We start from the raw sequence: 18,217 nt of genomic DNA on the forward strand, positions 1-18,217 counted from the left end.
CGGCTATTGGGCGCACTGAATCCCACGCTGCTCTTCGCGGCCGCCCTGGTGGCGGTGCCGGTGCTCCTCCACCTCCTCCACCGACGCGATGCGGACACCTTCGTCTTCCCCGCGCTCCGCTACCTGGTACGCACCGAGCGCGATCGCTCCCGTCGCATACGGCTGCGGCAGCTAATTCTGCTAGCTCTGCGCACGGCGGTGGTGCTTGTGCTGGCGCTCGCGGCCGCTCGTCTCTACCTGAGGTCCGGCACGGGGGGTCATCCTCCCACGGCGGTTGCGCTGGTGATCGACAACTCGCTCAGCAGCGGACTGGTGCGCGGTGAGGACCGGGTGCTCGACGGCTTGGTCGATCTGGCTCGGGTCACGCTCGATCTCGCCGGTGAGGACGACCGCTTCTGGATGATCAGGGCGGGAGAACCTTGGATGCCCGCGACCCCGCTCCGGGCCCGAGAGGCGGTGGCCGAGCTTGCGAATATCCGTCCCTCGGACGCTCGAGGTGACGCCCGCGCCGCGCTGGCGAAGGCTCGGGCTCTGCTCGAAGAGACAGAGTTCGCGCACCACGAGATCCACTTCCTGTCCGACATGCAGGCCACCGCCTTCGACGCGGACGCCCCGCCGGAATCCGAGGAGGCGGGCTCCGGACCGGAGGCACGCATCCCCCTTATAGCGCCGGCGCCGCCGGAGGCCGCAGGCGACAACCGGGGCGTGGTCTCGGTCGTCGTGGGCGGCGGAGCAGCTCCGGTGGTCGGCACCCGAGCCGAGGTGGCGGTCACTGCAGGACCGGGCGTCGGCGGAAAGGAGACGCAGGTCAGGGTGGCGACCGCCGACCTGGTGCGCGGCGTGCTCGACCTGACACCCGGGGCCGCCGGGCGGATCGAGCTGCCCCGGACCGCAGCAGGCTGGACATCGGGCTATGCCGAGATCGAGCCCGACCGGCTTCGCGCCGACGATCGCCGCTACTTCGTCTTCGAGGCCGCCCCACCCACCACGGTCGCCACCGCTGGCCCGGTGGGCATGTTCGTCGCCGAGGCTCTCGCAGTGCTGGGCGAGGCGGGGCGGATCTCCCGCTCACCGCCCGACGGAGCCGACCTCCTGGTAAGCGCGGACGGCGTTCCGGGACGCGTGAACGGAAATGGTGCGACGCTGGTCCTGCCGCCGGCCGACGCCGCGCGCCTCCCGGCCCTGAACCGACGACTGGTAGGGATGGGCATCGGCTGGCGGCTGGAGAGGAGGGCGTTGACGGGCGGAGCCGCGCTCGAAGGGATGAAGCTGCCGGAGCCGCTCGATGGTACGCGAGTGGACCGAGCCTACGGGCTGGTCCCCGTCGAAGGCGCTGACGACCCGGGGCGCGTGCTCGCGGAGCTGGCCGGGGAAGCCTGGGCGGTGGAGGGTCGCGACAACCGAGGGGGGCGCTTCCTCCTGCTGGCGTCGCCTCTCGACGAACGCTCCACTTCGTTGCCGGTCTCGGCCGGCATGGTTCCGTTCTTCAACTGGATCGTCGGCCAGTGGACGCGGAGGGGCGCCGACGGGGGCCGCTTCGCCGAGCGCTTGGCGGGCGAACCGCTGCCCACTCCGCCAGGTGTGACGGCGGTGCGCCTGCCGTCCGGGCGGATCCGACCCGTGGACGGCGCGAGAACCCTGCGTGAGACCGGCGAGGCGGGACTCTACGCGTTCCTGATCGGCGGGGCTGAGGTGCCGGTCTCGGACTCCACCGCCCCTGAGGTTTCGGGCGGCGGCGGCACGAACCCGGGCGGCACCAACTCCGTCACCTCGGCTTCGAGCGCCGTGAGCGTTGGTGGCGATCCTGGCGCCGAGCTTCTCCACTCTTGGGCGGCGGTGGTCCCGGACCCCAGGGAATCCGACCTTACACCGCTTTCCGAAGACGATGTCCGGGATCTGGCCGGAGTGGAAATCGCGGGCGACGCCCAGGAATGGGCCGACCTCGTCTTTCGCAGCCGGAGAGGACCCGAGCTCTGGCGCCTCCTGCTCGGAGCGGGATTGATCCTCCTCGTGCTCGAAGGTCTGGTCGCAGCGTCGACGGCGAGGGGAAGACGAAGCGGATGAGGGCGGGACCTCGAGCAAACCGGGGACGAAGCCACCGGCGGCAGCGCGACGTTGCATCCGCGCCGACGCCGGACTCGGTGGCGGCGGCTCGAACTTGCACTCAGGCGTTTGCGGGATAACTTGAGCTTCAAGGTGGTCGTCACCCCACTGGCCGAGATCACCAACGGGAGGAGAGCCGGATGAACAACATCGCCGCAGTGCCGCCGAACGGTCCGCTGTGCCTTACGGGAGACGTCCGGGTCGAGGTGGCGGGCGAGATCGTCGCCGAGTCGGACTCGGTCGCCCTGTGCCGATGCGGTCATTCCAACAACAAACCGTTTTGCGACGGGTCCCACCGAACGGCCGAATTCGACGACCCCGGCCTGATCCGGGGCGGTAGGCTCGTTCCGGCGGCCGACGGGAACGCAGGCGCGGACGACCCCGTGCGCATCGTCTGCGTCGGCAACGGCCCCCTCGCGGTGCGCGGCCCCTTGACCGTGGTGGCCGCCGACGGAACCATGTCCCAGGGCGTGAAGGGTTCGCTCTGTCGGTGCGGCGAATCTTCCACCAAGCCGTTCTGTGACGGAAGTCACCGCGAGGCGGGATTCGAGGCTCCGTGAGCGCTCTTTTTCGCGGCGGGCCGAGGCGGGGCGGTCGCGGCCTGCGTACCGTTAGCGTCTCGAGGGGACACCGTGGCCGAGTTGACCCTTCCATTGGGTTGGCGGGCGGACCGGAAATCGTAACCGATCTTAGACGTCTATGTGGCGGCACACCGGTTTTCCCCCGCCATTGACCGTTTCGTCACGTCCGGTCCGTGAGAAACGTTCCTCTTGGAAGCTTTCTCCTTGCGGACCTCCTCCTCCTTCGGGTAGGTTGACGCCCGTAACCTGCGACGGACAGTGCGGGCCCGACTGGGACGGCGACGTTTCCGTCGGCCGGCCGTCGCCCCCTGCGTCCCCGCACCTCCTTCCCACGCCTCCTCACCATCACATCTCACCCACCTTCGCCATGACAGCTTATCGATTCGTCACCCTTGTTTCGCTGGCCCTCCTGAGCGTCTCGCTTCTCTCCGACCCCGAACCCGCCGCCGCCCAGGACCGCCGCGCACGGAACCAGCGGGCCAACTTCGAGCTCGCCGCTCGCTTCGCTCCGTACAAGATGAGCGAAATGGTGCACAGCACACGCGTCGCCCCGAGGTGGATCGAGGGATCCGAAAAGTTCTGGTACGAATGGGAGGACTCGGACGGCACCTATTACTACATCGTCGATCCCGAGCGCGCTACGAAGACGAGCATCTTCGACAACGACCGCATCGCCGCCGAGCTCACTCGCATCACCCGCGATCCACACGACGGGCAGCACCTTCCCATTCGCAGCATCCGCTTCATCGACGACAACACGCTTCACTTCCAGGTCCAGTCCTCGCAGGACGAGGAGGTCGAGGAAGAGGAAGACGACGAGGTCGAAGAGGACATGGAGGAGGAGGAGGAGGGGGAACGGTCGCGAACCCGCACCCGCAAGCGCACCCACTATTTCGAGTACACGATCTCGACGCAGACCTTGCGTGAAATGGAGGATTACGAGCACCCGGACAACCATCCCAACTGGGCCAGCGTCTCGCCCGACGGCGAAACCGTGATCTTCGCTCGCCATCACAACCTGTGGATGATGAACGGCGAGGACTACCGGCGCATCGTCGACGCCAGGCGGGGCAAGACCGGAGACGAGGCCGACGAGGCCGGAGACGAGGTGGAGGTGGAGGAGACTCAACTGACCACCGACGGCGAGAAGTACTACACATACGAGGGCAACTACACGGGGCGCGGCGAGACCAACGTCTCGATGGAAGAGGAGAAGGACGATCGCAAACCGACCTCGATCCAGTGGTCGAAGGATTCGCGCTACTTCTCCTTCGTGCGCCGCGACAACCGCGAGGTGGGCGAGCTCTGGGTAGTGCACGTGGTAGGCGACGGCAACGAGCGCCCCGAGCTCGAGACCTACTCCTACGAGATGGCCGGCGAGGAAAAGGTCACCCAGGAGGAGCTCATCGTATACGACCTCGAGACCAGGTCGCAGGTCACCGTCGCGCACGACCCGTGGTCCGACGAGGATCTCCAGGTCGTCACTGACCGACAGTTCTTCTACCCCGATTCCGACGAACCCCGGCGGGCGCTCTGGATCTCGGACGAGCCGGGCGTGCTCCACTTCATGCGCCTCAGCCGCGACCGGCACCGCGCCGCGGTGATGACGGCCGACGCCGCCACCGGCGAAGCTTCCATGCTCTTCGTGGACTCGCTCAACACGTACATCGAGACCCGCCCCATCGAGATGCTCGACAACGGCGACATGCTGTGGTGGTCGGAGCGCGACGGCTGGGCCCACGTCTACCGTTACGACTCCTCGGGTGAGATGATCGACCGGCTTACCGAGGGTCCGTGGCACGTGGACGGCATCGCGGGCGTGGACGAGGCCGCCGGCCACGTCTTTCTGGTCGGCAACTCGAGGGAGGAGGGCGAAGATCCGTACTACTTCCACCTCTATCGGGTCGGACTCGACGGGTCCGGGCTCACCCTGCTCAACCCCGGCGACTTCGATCACCAGGCGTCGATGGGAGAGTCGCGGCGCTTCTTCGTCGACAACCACTCGCGGGTGAACACCGTTCCGGCCTCCGCGCTCTTCGCCTCCACGGGCCGCAAGATCATGGACTTGGAGACGGCGGACTTCTCGGCGCTCGAAGCCGCGGGCTACCAGATGCCCGAGCCCTACAAGGTGGAATCCGCCGACGGCGTGACCGACATCTACGGCGTCATGTACAAGCCCTACGACTTCGATTCGGACCGCGACTACCCGATCGTCGCCTACGTCTACCCGGGACCCCAGACCGAGTCGGTGTCGAAATCCTGGTCGACGAACTCGACCGAGCAGGGTCTGGCCCAGTTCGGCATGATAGTCGTCACCATGGGGAACCGCGGCGGTCACCCCGACCGTTCCAAGTGGTACCACAACTACGGCTACGGCGACCTGCGCGACTACGGACTCGCCGACAAGAAGGCCGTGATCGAGCAGCTGGCCGACCGCCACAACTACATCGACCGCGACCGGGTCGGCATCTACGGTCACTCGGGCGGTGGATTCATGTCGACCGCGGCGATGCTGGTCTACCCCGACTTCTTCAAGGTGGCGGTGTCTTCGGCGGGCAACCACAACAACGATGTCTACAACCGCTGGTGGTCGGAGACGCATCACGGCGTCAAAGAGGTGGTGGACGACGAAGGCGAAGTGACCTGGGAATACGAAATCGAACGCAACTCGGACCTCGCCGCCAACCTGAAAGGCCACCTTCTGCTCACGACCGGCGACAACGACAACAACGTCCACCACGCCGGCACCTTCCGTATGGCGGAAGCTCTGATCCGGGCGAACAAGCGTTTCGACTTCTTCATCTTCCCAGGCCAGAGGCACGGCTTCGGCGACATGAGCAACTACTGGTTCTGGCTGCGGGCGGAGTACTTCGTGAAGCATCTACTCGGGGACGAACGTTGGGATGTCGACATACTCGAGCTTCAGGGGCACTTCCCGAAGACGCGCTAGAAGCGGACCGGCGGATCTTCGCTCGGACGTCCGACGGAGCCCTTCCTGTCACGGGCACCATGAAGAACCGACGCTACTCCGGCTACCGGTCATACTCCTACCTCGAGCCCGGGGCGGACTACCGCGAGTTCGAACTCTGTGCCGAAACCGGGCGCGTGGACTCCATGCGAGTGGAGCTCGACGGGGCGGGGGAGGAACGGGCGAGGGCTCTCGCCTCGGCCTCTCCCATGATCTCGATGCACGAGCATCTGGGAGTCTTCCCGGAGAGGATCGACGAGACGCCGGAGTACTGCCGGGCCGGCCGGATGCACACCGCGTTCCGCGGCATCGCCGAGTCGCTTTGGGACTGCGTCTTCGACAACTTGATGGACGGCCTCTGCCGCATCCGTTCGCACTCGGGCTGGCAGTGGGAGGACGTGCTCCACGATCTCGGCATGCGCCTCTCCGATCTGGCGCATCAGGACTTCGTGACGCCGTGTCTGCGGGCGGAGGACGTGGAGCGGGCGCGAGCGGCAGGCCGCGTGGCGTGGGTGGCGACCATGGAAGGCGCCGCCATGATCGAGCACGACCTCGACCGCATCGACATCCTCCACGGTTTCGGACTGCGCTCGCTGGGAATCACCTACTCGGAGTCGAACGCACTCGGGAACGGCCTGAAAGAGCATCGCGACGGCGGGTTGACCAACTTCGGCCGGCGGGCGGTGGAGCGCATGAACAAGTTGGGACTGCTCATCGACTGCTCGCACTGCGGCGACCGGACCACGCTGGATACCGTCCAATGGAGTGAAAAACCCGTGGTTCTCTCGCACATCGGCGCTCGCGCGCTCTGGGACTCGAAGCGGTTGGCGCCGGACGAGGTGATCGAGGCGGTCGCGGCCAAGGGCGGCGTGATCGGGATCGAGGCCGCTCCGCACACCACCCTAACCCGCAACAACCGGACGCACAATCTCGAAGCTCTGATGGAGCACTTCGAGCATGTGAAGGCGCTCGTGGGGATCGACCACGTGGGCTTCGGGCCGGACACGACGTACGGAGACCACGTCGGGCTCCACCGCGTCTACGCGGCGGCGCTCTCGCTCAAGGAGTCGAAGGGAGCGGGGCGGTCCGGTCAGGAGTACGACGAGGTGGAGTTCGTCGACGGGATCGAGAATCCGACGGAGGGCGGTCACAACATCCTGCGCTGGCTCGTGCGCGAGGGCTATTCGGACGACGATATAGCCAAGGTCATGGGCGGAAACGCTCTCCGGGTCATGCGGCTCGCCTGGGAGTGAGCCGGGGAGCGGCTCCGCTGGGCTGCGGCGCGGCCGTTCCGCCGGTCGGTCCGGCGGTCGCGGAGCTTCGCTGCTCTCGGCGTTCGCGCGAGTTTCGCCACGGACTGCTAGCGGCCCTCCTCCTGGGACTCGCGGGCGCGGCTCCTCGGGCAGCGCAGGAAACCCCGAGCGAAACGCCTGCTCCGGCGCTCTCCTCGCTCCGGCTCCGGGCGTCTCTTGCCGACGGCGCGCGCGGGACGGTTGTGAGGATCGAGTACCGGGTGACCGTCGCGGGTGAAGTGCTCGAGCCCCCTACACCTGCCTTCGAACTTCTCGGCTTCGGCGGCGCGCTCGCGGATTCGGTGCGGGTCGCCGGCAGGGCATTCCCGCTGTCGCCATCGGGCGGAACCATGCGGAGGGCGAAGATTCCGGGTGAGCTCTGGGAGCGCGACGGGAGGGGCGGCGGCGATGATGCCGGGGGCGTGACCGCGTTCGAGCTCGAGGTGGCGTACGAGGTGAGAGGCGCGGTGGATGGAGAAAAGCCGGATCTCCGAGCGCGTATCCCGGTTCTGGTTCCGGAGCTCGCTCCGGCCGTCGGCCCCGAGACCTTCGGCGCCGAGGTCGAGCTGCCAGCGGAGTGGCGCGTCTTCTCGGAATTCCCGTCCGGACTCGCGCCCCGGGAACCGGGGGTTCTCGCAGTCAGCTCGCGGGCACCTCCCGCGGTAATCGACTTTCGCGCCCGGACCGACGGGACGTGGCGACCCGATCTCGCCTTCTACCTCATGCTCGGCGCAGGATTCCTGCTGGTCGCGGTGGGGGCCGCGGCCTGGCGCGGACTCGAGCGGTGAGGGGCGGATCGCCAGTGACCGCGACGGTGCGCGGGAGAGCGTCTGCGCACCGGGAGCCGAGCCGATGAAGTCCTCTCCCGGCTTCATCTTCTGGGGCCTGTTCCTGGCCTGCGGGGTCGTCCTCGTCCTCTATTTGATCTGGATGATCCGGAAGGAGCGGCGGTGAGCGAGCGGGCCTGGATATTCGTCGGCTACTCGCTCATCGTCTTCGTGATCGGGTGGGTCGCGCTGAAAAGAACCCGGAGCGACTCCGACTACTGGATCGCCGGCGGCAACTTGGGCTGGTTCACCGGCGGGGCGACCATGGCCGCCACACATACCTCGGCCGGCACCTTCGTCGGCACGATTGGCATTATGTACACCGTGGGCTGGTCGTTCGGCTGGGTCCTGCTCGCCATCCCGCTCTCGTACTGGTTCATGGTCGCGGTCCTCGCCCCACGCTTCACGAGCCGACGGGAGCTGACGGTTCCCGCCTTCATCGAACGTCGTTACGGGAGCAGAAAGCTGCGCGGACTCGCCGCGACGATCATCCTCATCGCGACGGTGGTCTACGTCCAGGCGCAGATCGTCGCCGGAGGCGTCATCGCCAACGTCGTCTTCGGAGTCCCGCCGATGACGGGGATGCTCGCGTTCACGGCGATCCTCCTCGCGTACACGATAGTCGGCGGCATGCTCGCCGTCGTCTACACCGACAGCTTCCAGCTGGTCGTCATGGTACTGGGCGCGCTCGTCGCCGTCCCGCTCGTCCTCCAGCACACCGACGGCGTCTCCGGCCTGCTCGCTCTCGCGGAGTCGGCGCATCCGCTCGTCTTCTCGTGGGAGAGCATGCCCGCAGTAGCCCTCTTCAGCATGGGGCTCTCGTTTTTCCTGGGTGGCATCGCCACGCCCGAGAAGCTCGTCCGCCTCTACGCCATGCGCGACATGCGCACTATCAGGCGGGGCATCCTCTTCGCCGTCACCATGATCCTCACCCTAAATCTCGTCGTATTCGTCCTGGCGCTCGGGGCCATAGCCCTCTTCCCGGCTCTGCCGAGCGGCGATCTGGCGATGCCCGTGCTGGCGATGAACGTTCTCCCCATGGCGCTGGGATCGATCCTGCTTGCGGCGATAACCGCAGCGATGATGTCGACGGTGGACTCGCTCCTCATCGTCGCAGGCTCCGCGCTCTCCGTCGACATCTACCGGAACCTCCTGCGACGGCGGGAAGTCTCGGAGGCTCGCGGACTTGCCGTGGCGCGGCTGGGGATACTGACGGTGGGGACGGTTCCGGTCGCGTTGCTTCTCTTCGGCGTGGGGGAAGGCGAATTGGTCCAGTACATCGTCCTTCTCTTCACGGCGCTGATGGGGGCGGCGTTCGCCCTGCCCGTGGTTGGCGGCGCCCTCTGGCGGGGAGCGACGGCTCCCGGTGCGGCGGCCGCGATGGTCGGCGGCGTGGCGGCCACCTTCGCGTGGAAGATCACGGGCCGCTCGGACGTGGAGCCCGTGGTGGCGGGATTTCTGACCTCCGCCGCGCTCTTCGTGGGGGTCAGTCTCTTCACCCGGACGCGGGCGCTCCCGGATGGGTGACTTCTCCTCCTGCCTCCTCGGAGCGGTGCTCGCCGGTGGCGGGAGTTCGAGGTTCGGGAAGGACAAGACCAGAGCAGGTCTCGGCGGAGCACCCTTGGTCGCTCGGGCGCGGAACACTCTGGCGAAGTCGTTCGAAGAGGTAGTGGTGGCGCTGGCCAGGGACGCGGCGGCAGCGGATGTGCGCGGCCTTCCGACGGCCCGGAGTGCAATCGTGCACGACCGCCGGAGCGGGAGAGGACCGATGGCGGGAATCGAAGCGGCCCTCCTCGAGGCGGAGAAGCGCGGTCGGTCGGGAGCCTTCGTGCTGGCGTGCGATCTTCCCCTCGTGACTCCGGCCACCGTGGAGGAGCTTGTGAAGATCTGGAAGCAAGAGGAAGCCCCGGCCGTCGCGGCCAAGCTGAACCTCCGTCATCTCGAGGGCGAAGAGCGCGGACGTCTTCCGTCGATCCAGCCGCTCTGCGCCGTCTATTCCTGCACCCTGCTGGGGGCGCTCGACACCGCCCTCTCGGGCGTGGTCCCCTCCATGCACTCGTTCTTCAGCGCGGTCGGGGGCAGGCCGGTGCAGCTCACGGAAGCCGGCGACGATGAGTTCCTGAACGTCAACACGCAAGCGGATCTGGACAGGGCTGAGGCGGTGGTCGCGGGTCGGTCCGGCCTTGGGGGCGAGGCATTTAACGCGACACCGGAACCGGGTTCGGGGAACGTGAGGCACGACAAGCTGGGGACGCCGTGAAGCTGGAAGGACGGATCGAATCGCTCGACGCCCTGAGCGGTCTCGCGGTCGCCGGTATGATACACGTCAACACCCGGGAGCTGGGCGCACGTCTACCCGCCGCTCCTCCACGCCGAGTGGCACGGCCGGACTCCGACCGATCTCGTGTCCCCCAACCCCATGAGCTCGACGACGCCCGCCATGTCCTGGACCGTGGCGGTCGGTCGGACCCGGGCGGGGGGCGTGGCTCCTCCGCCCGATCCTCGCGATCTGCGGTCGACGTGGACGGTCGCATAGCCTAGGGCGGAGGCCGGTGCGATATCGTGGAACAGGCTCTGGGCGATGTGCAGGGTGCGCTTCGCGGGGATGCCCGAGGCGGACCTCATGGTGTCGAAGTGATCCGGTGCGGGCTTGTAGCCGCCGGCGTCCTCGGCGGTCACCACCCAGTCGAAATCGATCTCCAGGGCGACTTGCGTGGCTGCGAAGAGGTCGCGGTCCACGTTCGACACGACCCCGAGCCGGTAGCGCGAGCCGAGCTTCCGCAAAGCTTCGACGGTGTCCGGGAAGGGCGGCCAGCTTCCGACCGATCCCGCGAAGGCTTCGCACTCGTGCGCGGTCGGAGAAAAGCCCGCGTCATCGGCCATCCGCTCGATCGTGAGCGCGAGGACCTCCCGATACTTCCGGTAGCGCTCGGCCTGGACGACGTGCTCGTGTTCGGCGAAGCCTGCCAGCAGCTCACCGTCGGACGGGCTCCGCCCGCGGGCTTGGAAGACTGGACGGGCGGCGTCGACGATGCCCCGTTCCCAGTCGACGAGGGTACCGTAGCAGTCGAAGGTCAGGAGCTCGAAGCCGGCGGGGTCGAGGGTCGTGTTCATGGCAGTCGCGGATGTGGGCGGAAGGCTCGGACGGGCGTTATTTCGGGGGATCGTAGCTCGCCGGGTCCCAAAATCTACGGAGGCAAGCACCATGTGGGGAGCGGTCATCGGAGACATCGTGGGGTCGCGACACGAGTTCGCCCATCCGGCGAAGACGAAGGATTTCGAGTTTTGGCGCGATGACTGCCACGTCACCGACGACTCGGTGCTGACGGCGGCGGTCGCGGACGTACTTATAAACGACAGGCCCGTCGCCGAGACTCTCCAGGCCTGGTGCCGGGATCACTTCGGAGTGCGCTACTCCTACGGGACCATGTTCTCGTTCTGGATCTTTCAGGACTCGCCCGGGCCCTACGGCAGCTTCGGGAACGGGGCGGGGATGCGGGTTTCGCCCGCTGCGTTCCTGAATCGGAACAGCCTTGAGGCCGCGCTGGCCGCCTCCGACAAAGTGACGGAGGTGACCCACGATCATCCGGAGGGGATGAAGGGTGCGCGCGCGACGACACACGCGATCTGGATGGCGTTCGCCGGCGAGGAACCGACTGAAATCCGCAAGGCCGTCGCGGAGACCTACGACTACGACCTCTCACGGAGCGTCGACGAGATTCGTCCCGGCTACGAGTACGACGAGACCTGCCGGCGGACCGTGCCCGAGGCGATCACCTGCGCCTTGGAGTCGAGCTCGCTGGAGGACGCGATCCGAAACGCCGTGTCGCTCGGGGGAGACGCCGACACGCTCGCCGCCATTGCCGGAGCGGTGGCGGAGGGGCTGCACGGAATGCCCGAAGAGATGATCGGGAAGGCGAAGTCGTACCTGGACGACGCGCCGCGAATCCGGGAGGTGATGGAGAAGATGTACGGGAGCTGATGGACGCCCTCCGACCCAGGGTTTCCCATTCCGAGATCGTCGATCCTGGGCGATCCCCCGTGCTGCGCGACCTGTCAACCACATGGGATGGTCGCATCTGGGTGTGGTGGTGCGGAGGCTCCCGACCGAGGTTCGCTGATCCCCCACGCATGCCCGGCCGATCCCGACCGGATGAACCTTGGACCGTGCCCAAGGATCGGCAGGTACATCGTCGCCGCGCAACTCCTGCGGAGATGACCGCGACGTGGGTCGGCCGATTTCGCTGCCGGGCGACCGGCATGGTATCCGCCCGTTCTTGCCCTTAGGTTTCCGTTCGATACCAAGGTTCCGCTTTCAACTGGAGACCCCGGAACATGGCCCGACGCGGCTCCACATTCGTTCATCGGTCGAAACCGCCGCTGACCGCGCGACGGGCGGCGGTCCTGGTCGCGGCGCTGGCGCTTACGCCGGCATCGGGCTGCGCCCAGACGGGAGAGGTAACCACCGATCCGCGCTTCGAGCAGGCGACCGAGCTCTTCGACCTCTGGCTGGACGCCAAGATGGACTACGAGAACATACCCGGCGTCTCGGTGGGACTCGTGCACGATCAGGAGCTGGTGTGGGCGAAGGGTTACGGATTCGCGCATCCCGCGAGCGAAGCGCCGGCCACGCCTTCCACAATGTACTCGGTGTGTTCGATCTCGAAGCTCTTCACCTCGATCTCGGTCATGCGTGAGCGAGACGCCGGCAAGCTCCGTCTGGACGATCCGGTATCGGAGATACTGCCCTGGTACGACCTCGATCAAGCCTACCCGGAGAGTCCCGCAGTCACGGTCGAGGGCGTCCTGACCCACTCGTCGGGGCTGCCGCGCGAGTCCGACCACCCCTACTGGACCGGACCCGATCATCCCTTTCCGACCCGCGACGAGATAGTCGAGGGGCTCTCCGACCAGGAGACGCTCTATCCGGGTCGGCGCTACTTCCAGTACTCGAACCTCGGGATGGCGCTCGCGGGTCAGGTGGTCGAGGAGGTGTCGGGGCTCGCCTACGACGAGTACGTTCGGACGCATCTCCTGGACCCTCTCGGCATGGCCGACACCTATGTCGACATCCCCGAGGAGCACAAGGGCGGCCGATACGCTACCGGCTACGGGCGGCTTCGTCGTGACGGCGAGCGCGAGGAAGCCCCGTTCTTCCAGGCTCTGGGGATGGCGCCCGCAGCAGGATACGCCTCCACCGTGGAGGATCTGGCACGCTTGGCATCCTGGCAGTTCCGGCTCCTCGCCGACGGCGGTACCGAGCTCATCGACGCCAACACGCTTCGGGAGATGCATCGGGTCCACTGGGTCGATCCGGACTTCGACACCATGTGGGGTCTGGGCTTCTCGGTCTCGGAGCGGGACGACGCGCGAGTGGTGGGCCATGGGGGCAGTTGCCCCGGCTTCCGCAGCACCTTCCGGTTGATTCCGTCAACGAAGCTGGCCGGCATCGTGCTGATGAACGCCCAGGCGAACCCGACCGAGGTTTGGAACCGGGTCATGGACGTTCTCGGGGGCGCGTTCGAGAGGGTCCGCGACTCGTCGGTGCACGGCGCTTCCCGCCCAGCGCGTTTCAGGGATTACGAGGGCATCTACGAATCCACCTGGGGGGAGACAGCGATCCTGCGCTGGGACGACTCCATCGTCGCCTTGGGACTTCCCTCCGGGGATCCGCTCGACGCCATGACCGCTCTGCGACACGTGGAGGGCGACACCTTCCGTCGCGTTCGCGAAGACGGCGAGCTTGGAGAGGCTTACGTCTTTTATCGTGAGGACGGCGTGGTCGACCGCATGAGCGTGCACGGCAATTTTTCACGCAAGGTGAGATAGCCGGATGGCGGCGGCGAACGTGACTTCGGATGTCGGTCGGAAGATCGCCACCTGCCTCTGGTTCGAGCAGGGCTCGCGTGAGGCGGCGGAGTTCTGGACGTCGCTATTCCCGGATTCCCGGATCGTAAACGTGGGGAAGATCGCCGCAGGCCCCGGAGCAGGCAACGACGTGGTCGAATTCGAGCTCTGCGGCAGGCCGTTCACGGCCTTGGACGGCGGGCCGATGTTCAAGATCACGCCGGCGATCTCGCTGGTGGTGAACTGCGACTCCCAGGAAGAGATCGACCGCTACTGGGAGGCGCTTTCCGACGGAGGACGGGAGGGATACTGCGGCTGGCTCGATGATCGTTTCGGCGTCTCCTGGCAGGTCCTGCCCGCCGAGCTGGGAGCGCTAATGAAGCAAAGCCCGGAAGAGGTCATGAAGGCGCTCCTGACCATGACTCGGATCGACCTGGCCGCGCTTAGACGCTCGGTGGGAGCGAGCTGACGGTCGGGTGGCGCGGACCGGGTCCCTGCCGGGAGTAAGGACCCTCGTCTCGCTATATTCCCGTTCACGTTCCTCACTGGATCGCCTGGTATGAATCTGCTCGCACACTTCAGCCCCCTCACCGGACGTCGAGGTCTGGCTCTCCCGGCGAACCGTCTCGCTTTAGCTACCTTCGCACTCGCCGCGCTCGCCTTTCCGCTGACCGGCCAGGAGTCCGGTCCGGTCGCGTCCGGGGACGAGGGAGCCGCTCCGCCCGAGAACGCCGTCGCGGTCGAAATCGAGGAGGCGCCGACCATCGACGGAAGGCTCGACGACGAGGTCTGGCTCCAGGCCGAGGCGATGACCGGCTTCACCCAGCGCGTGCCTGCGGACGGTCAACCGGCCAGCGAACGCACCGAAGTGAGAGTGCTCTTCGACGACGAAGCCATCTACATAGGCGTGTGGGCCTTCGACAGCAGGGCCGATGCCATCACCTACGGCGAACGCATTCGCGACTACGAAGTCAACCAGAGCGACGCCATCGTATTCGTGTTCGACACCTACAACGACGACCAGAACGGCTTCGTGTTCGGCACCACCCCCACGGGGATCGAGTACGACGGCCAGGTGGCCAACGAAGGGCGCGGCGGCGGCCGTTTCCAAGGCGGCGGCTTCAACACCCGGCAACGCTTCCAGTCGGGCTCGGGCGGCGGCTTCAACAAGAACTGGGATGGAAGTTGGACGGTGGCGACGACCACCGACGAGGAGGGCTGGTACGCCGAGTTCCACATCCCTTTCTCCACGCTCCGCTACAACAGCGGCAACGAGACCTGGGGCTTCAACGTCTCCAGGCGCATTCGCAGGCTCAACGAGGAGTCGTTCTGGAATCCGGTGCCGCGCGAGTTCAACCTCTTCCGCCTCAACTACGCCGGCGATCTCGACGGACTCCGTCCGCCCTTCCGTCGGCTGGCCACGGTGACGCCCTACCTCCTCGGATCCACCGACCGCGACTACGCGCTGTCGTCTTCGTTTTCGCAGGCGGGTGAGGTGGGGGGCGAGGTGAAGTTCCAGCTCACCCAGGGGCTCACGCTTGACGCCACCTACAACACCGACTTCGCGCAGGTCGAGGTCGACGACCAGCAGCTCAACCTCACCCGCTTCTCGCTGAACTTTCCCGAGAAGCGCCCCTTCTTCCTGGAGAACGCCGGATTCTTCTCGGTCGGCGGGGGCGGGGCCGATCTCTTCTTCAGCCGAAGGATCGGGATCGCGAGCGGACAGCCCGTCCCCATCCGCGGCGGCGCTCGGCTCTCGGGCCGCACTCAAGGACTGAATGTCGGAGTGCTGCACATCGAGACCGGAGGCGCCGAGGGGCTCCAGGACGCTCACGGCTACTCGGTCGGCCGCGTGGCCAAGGAGCTGCCCAACCGATCGCGGGTCGGCGGTCTGTTCGTCAACCGGAGGGGTGTGGACGGCGACTTCAACCGCACCTACGCGGCGGACGTCTCGTGGGGCGTGGGCGAGGCTCTGACCTTCAGCAGCTTCGTCTCCCGGACCGACGACTCGGAGCCCCTGGCGGACGAATACGCGTGGGACCTGTCCGGGGCCTGGAACTCCCGGCTCTGGCAGGTCACCGCGCAGGCCCGCGAAATAGGCGAGGGCTTCAACCCCGAGGTCGGCTTCCTACCGCGCTCCGGCTACCGTTACTACCAAGGCTACATGATGCGCCGGATCCATCCCTCGTGGCTCTACGAGATCCGTCCGCACGTCTCCTACTACACCTACCGGAGCCGCAAGGCCGGGGTCGAGCACGGATTCGTCGAGTCGGCCCGTCTGCACATCGACTCGCACTGGGAGTGGGGGTCGGGCGCCCAGATTCACACCGGCGCCAACTTCACGACGGAAGGCATCTACAAACCCTTCACCATTCTGGGCACCGACGTGGAGATTCCCGTCGGAAACTACCAGGGTTGGGAATCGGCTTTGGTGATGAACTCGAATCCGGCGGCCCGATTCTCAGTCGCCTCGCGCATCACCTGCGGAAGCTTCCTGACCGGCGATCGCTGCGGAGGCAACGGGTCGGTAACCTTCCGACCGAACGCGACCTTCAGCGCTTCGGGGCGGGTCAACTACTATGACGTCGACCTTCCGCAGGGAGACTTCGAGACGGTCCTGCTGGGCATGAACCTGGGGTACTTCTTCACGCCCAAGGTCTATTTGCAGTCGTTGGTCCAGTACAGCAATCAGATCGACAGTTGGTCCGCCAACCTGCGCTTCGGTTGGCTCAACACCGCAGGAACCGGTCTCTTCATCGTCCTCAACGACGTTCAGGGCTTCGACTTCCCCGACGGCCTCAATCCCGACGGCGGCAGGTTCGTGGAAAGCGGCACACTCGCCCGTTCGCTTATTATCAAGTTCACCCGGCAGTTCAGCGTCCTGGGCGGATAGCCGATCCCCTGATCGCGCGTCCTCCGGTCAGCCCGGTATGTTCGCCGCCGGCGATGGTGTGCGTCCCGTTCACCACCACGTCGGCGATTCCTTCGGGGTACCGGTGCGGGGTCTCGAAGGTCGCTCGGTCGGCCACTCGGTCGGGATCGAAGACGACCACGTCCGCGAAGGCTCCCTCGCGGAGGACGCCGCGGTCGGCGAGAGCGAGCTTCCCGGCCGGGAGGCCCGTCATCTTGTGGACGGCGACGGCCAGGTCCATGATCCCCCGGTCGCGGACATACCGGCCCAGAACCCGAGGGAAGCTTCCGTATCCCCTCGGATGCGGTGAACCGGTGGAGAGGGCGCCGTAGGGCGCGTAGGCGCCTCCGTCGGAACAGACCATCCCGAGCGGGTGAGCGAGCATCCTTTCAGTGTTCTCCTCCGACATTCCGAAGCCGATCATGCCGACTTCGCCGCTCTCTCGCAGTAGCCTGACCGTGAGAATGTACGGATCCTCGCCTCGTTCCCGGGCGAGCTCGCCCAGACGCCGGCCGCCGGCGTAGGAGTTGGTCCCTCCGATGCCGGAAATCTGGACGGCGTCCCAGGAGCCCAGCAGCGCGATCTTGTCGCGGCAGGCCCTCTCCCAACGGGGACCCTCATCGGGGTCGTCGAGGCGTTCCAAGAAACGGGCGCGGCCGCCGGCACGCGCCTCTGCGGGAAAAAGGTTGGAGAGCCCGGTCGCGTAGGCGACGTATGGATAACGGTCGAAATGGACGTCGATTCCGTCCCGGCGAGCCGACTCGATCGCGGCCAGTGCGACATCGGCTTTCCAGTGGTTTCGTTCGCCCTGCGCCTTAAGGTGCGAGATCTGGACGGCGACCCCGGCCGCGCGTCCCACGTGGATCACCTCTTCTAGGGCTGCCAGCAGACGATCGTCCTCGTTGCGCATGTGGGAGGCGAAGGGGTAGGGGGTGCCGGCGAGAACCTCCGCCAGCGCGGTCAGTTCGTCTCGCGAAGCGAAGCTCCCGGGGGTGTACTCGAGGCCGGAGGAGATGCCGACCGCTCCGTCGACGAGCGTCGAACGGGCGAGCTCGCGCATGTGGTCGATCTCGGCCGTGCTCGCAGGGCGGTCGGCATACCCGACCGCGAAGCCGCGCAGGGTTCCGTGACCGACCATGGTCGCGACCGAGACCGCGGGGCGTTCACGGTCGATACGGTCGAGGAAGCCTCCCGGATCTCGGAAGTCGATCTCGACGCCGAAGTTCCGGCGATAGCGGTCGCGGGTGGCCTCGAAGGTCGAGTCGGACCAGGGGCCGATCGAACTTCCGTCCTGCCCCACCACCTCCAGGGTCACTCCCTGTCGAATGCGACTCTCGGCGTTCCGGTTGACCAGCAGCGAGAGGTCGGCGTGCGAGTGGATGTCGATGAAGCCGGGCGCCACCGCCATGCCGGTCGCGTCGATTTCGGCGGCGGCTGTCCGGGCGATTCCGCCGACGACGGTTATTCGTTCTCCCACGATGCCGATGTCGGCCAGCAAGGGCGGTCCACCTGTGCCGTCGAAGACGGTTCCGCCTCTGACGACGAGATCGATTTCGCCACGTCCGGCATGGACGGCGGGGAATGGGGGGCGGGGCGATCCGGCGCGATCGCCGCCGAGCCCGGGGCCGTAGCCGATGACGCCGCCGGCCAAGGTCGTCATAGCGCCGACGAAGTCGCGTCTCTTCAAA

13 protein-coding genes are annotated in these 18,217 nt (G+C 66.8%); 11 read left to right on the forward strand and 2 right to left on the reverse strand.

The window, feature by feature from the left end:
* The first annotated feature begins 6 nt into the window (after positions 1-6).
* The 7 genes from J4G12_04515 to J4G12_04545 all read left to right on the forward strand — a co-directional run bounded on the left by J4G12_04515 (position 7) and on the right by J4G12_04545 (position 10,031).
* Positions 7-2,064, forward strand: a complete 2,058-nt coding sequence (locus J4G12_04515; GenBank protein ID MCE2455069.1) for a BatA domain-containing protein — start codon at positions 7-9, stop codon at positions 2,062-2,064.
* A gap of 179 nt (positions 2,065-2,243) precedes the next feature.
* Positions 2,244-2,663: a CDGSH iron-sulfur domain-containing protein gene (locus tag J4G12_04520; GenBank protein MCE2455070.1), complete on the forward strand. Its 420-nt coding sequence runs from the start codon at positions 2,244-2,246 to the stop codon at positions 2,661-2,663.
* 388 nt (positions 2,664-3,051) lie between these two features.
* Positions 3,052-5,634, forward strand: coding sequence for a S9 family peptidase (locus J4G12_04525; protein ID MCE2455071.1), 2,583 nt, complete (start codon positions 3,052-3,054; stop codon positions 5,632-5,634).
* Positions 5,635-5,693: 59 nt separating this feature from the next.
* Positions 5,694-6,905 (forward strand): membrane dipeptidase, encoded by a 1,212-nt coding sequence (locus tag J4G12_04530; protein MCE2455072.1) that lies wholly within the window; start codon positions 5,694-5,696, stop codon positions 6,903-6,905.
* Positions 6,902-7,732: a hypothetical protein gene (locus J4G12_04535; protein ID MCE2455073.1), complete on the forward strand. Its 831-nt coding sequence runs from the start codon at positions 6,902-6,904 to the stop codon at positions 7,730-7,732. The genes J4G12_04530 and J4G12_04535 overlap by 4 nt, the downstream gene beginning before the upstream one ends.
* 162 nt (positions 7,733-7,894) lie before the next feature.
* On the forward strand, positions 7,895-9,298 hold the full coding sequence (locus J4G12_04540; GenBank protein ID MCE2455074.1) for a hypothetical protein: 1,404 nt from the start codon (positions 7,895-7,897) through the stop codon (positions 9,296-9,298).
* On the forward strand, positions 9,291-10,031 hold the full coding sequence (locus J4G12_04545) for a molybdenum cofactor guanylyltransferase (protein ID MCE2455075.1): 741 nt from the start codon (positions 9,291-9,293) through the stop codon (positions 10,029-10,031). The genes J4G12_04540 and J4G12_04545 overlap by 8 nt, the downstream gene beginning before the upstream one ends.
* Positions 10,032-10,123: 92 nt before the next feature.
* Here J4G12_04545 and J4G12_04550 read toward each other — a convergent pair whose 3' ends face one another.
* Complete coding sequence (locus J4G12_04550) at positions 10,124-10,885, reverse strand: HAD-IA family hydrolase (protein ID MCE2455076.1); 762 nt, start codon at positions 10,883-10,885, stop codon at positions 10,124-10,126.
* A 91-nt stretch (positions 10,886-10,976) separates the two neighbouring features.
* On the opposite strand from J4G12_04550, the gene J4G12_04555 reads away from it, so the two are divergent.
* From J4G12_04555 to J4G12_04570, 4 genes are all read left to right on the forward strand, one after another.
* The gene (locus tag J4G12_04555) at positions 10,977-11,753 is read left to right on the forward strand and encodes an ADP-ribosylglycohydrolase family protein (GenBank protein ID MCE2455077.1); all 777 of its coding nucleotides are present in this window, start codon (positions 10,977-10,979) and stop codon (positions 11,751-11,753) included.
* A 353-nt stretch (positions 11,754-12,106) separates the two neighbouring features.
* Positions 12,107-13,600: a serine hydrolase gene (locus J4G12_04560; GenBank protein MCE2455078.1), complete on the forward strand. Its 1,494-nt coding sequence runs from the start codon at positions 12,107-12,109 to the stop codon at positions 13,598-13,600.
* Positions 13,601-13,604: 4 nt separating this feature from the next.
* Positions 13,605-14,087, forward strand: a complete 483-nt coding sequence (locus J4G12_04565) for a VOC family protein (protein MCE2455079.1) — start codon at positions 13,605-13,607, stop codon at positions 14,085-14,087.
* 90 nt (positions 14,088-14,177) lie between these two features.
* Positions 14,178-16,511: a carbohydrate binding family 9 domain-containing protein gene (locus tag J4G12_04570; protein ID MCE2455080.1), complete on the forward strand. Its 2,334-nt coding sequence runs from the start codon at positions 14,178-14,180 to the stop codon at positions 16,509-16,511.
* On the opposite strand, the gene J4G12_04575 is transcribed toward J4G12_04570, so the two are convergent.
* Entirely contained in the window at positions 16,492-18,216 is a 1,725-nt protein-coding gene (locus J4G12_04575; GenBank protein MCE2455081.1) for a D-aminoacylase, read from the reverse strand. The genes J4G12_04570 and J4G12_04575 overlap by 20 nt on opposite strands.
* Between the last annotated feature and the right edge of the window lies 1 nt (position 18,217).

Source organism: Gemmatimonadota bacterium (genome assembly GCA_021295815.1).
In the GTDB taxonomy this organism is placed as follows: domain Bacteria; phylum Gemmatimonadota; class Gemmatimonadetes; order Longimicrobiales; family Gaopeijiaceae; genus JAGWBQ01.

Excerpts from the sequence above, each read along its gene's own strand:
- J4G12_04550 (MCE2455076.1), bottom strand. The coding sequence starts at position 10,885 with ATGAACACGACCCTCGACCCCGCCGGCTTCGAGCTCCTGACCTTCGAC.
- J4G12_04570 (MCE2455080.1), top strand. The coding sequence starts at position 14,178 with ATGAATCTGCTCGCACACTTCAGCCCCCTCACCGGACGTCGAGGTCTG.
- J4G12_04560 (MCE2455078.1), top strand. The coding sequence starts at position 12,107 with ATGGCCCGACGCGGCTCCACATTCGTTCATCGGTCGAAACCGCCGCTG.
- J4G12_04520 (MCE2455070.1), top strand. The coding sequence starts at position 2,244 with ATGAACAACATCGCCGCAGTGCCGCCGAACGGTCCGCTGTGCCTTACG.
- J4G12_04555 (MCE2455077.1), top strand. The coding sequence starts at position 10,977 with ATGTGGGGAGCGGTCATCGGAGACATCGTGGGGTCGCGACACGAGTTC.
- J4G12_04530 (MCE2455072.1), top strand. The coding sequence starts at position 5,694 with ATGAAGAACCGACGCTACTCCGGCTACCGGTCATACTCCTACCTCGAG.
- J4G12_04565 (MCE2455079.1), top strand. The coding sequence starts at position 13,605 with ATGGCGGCGGCGAACGTGACTTCGGATGTCGGTCGGAAGATCGCCACC.
- J4G12_04525 (MCE2455071.1), top strand. The coding sequence starts at position 3,052 with ATGACAGCTTATCGATTCGTCACCCTTGTTTCGCTGGCCCTCCTGAGC.
- J4G12_04545 (MCE2455075.1), top strand. The coding sequence starts at position 9,291 with ATGGGTGACTTCTCCTCCTGCCTCCTCGGAGCGGTGCTCGCCGGTGGC.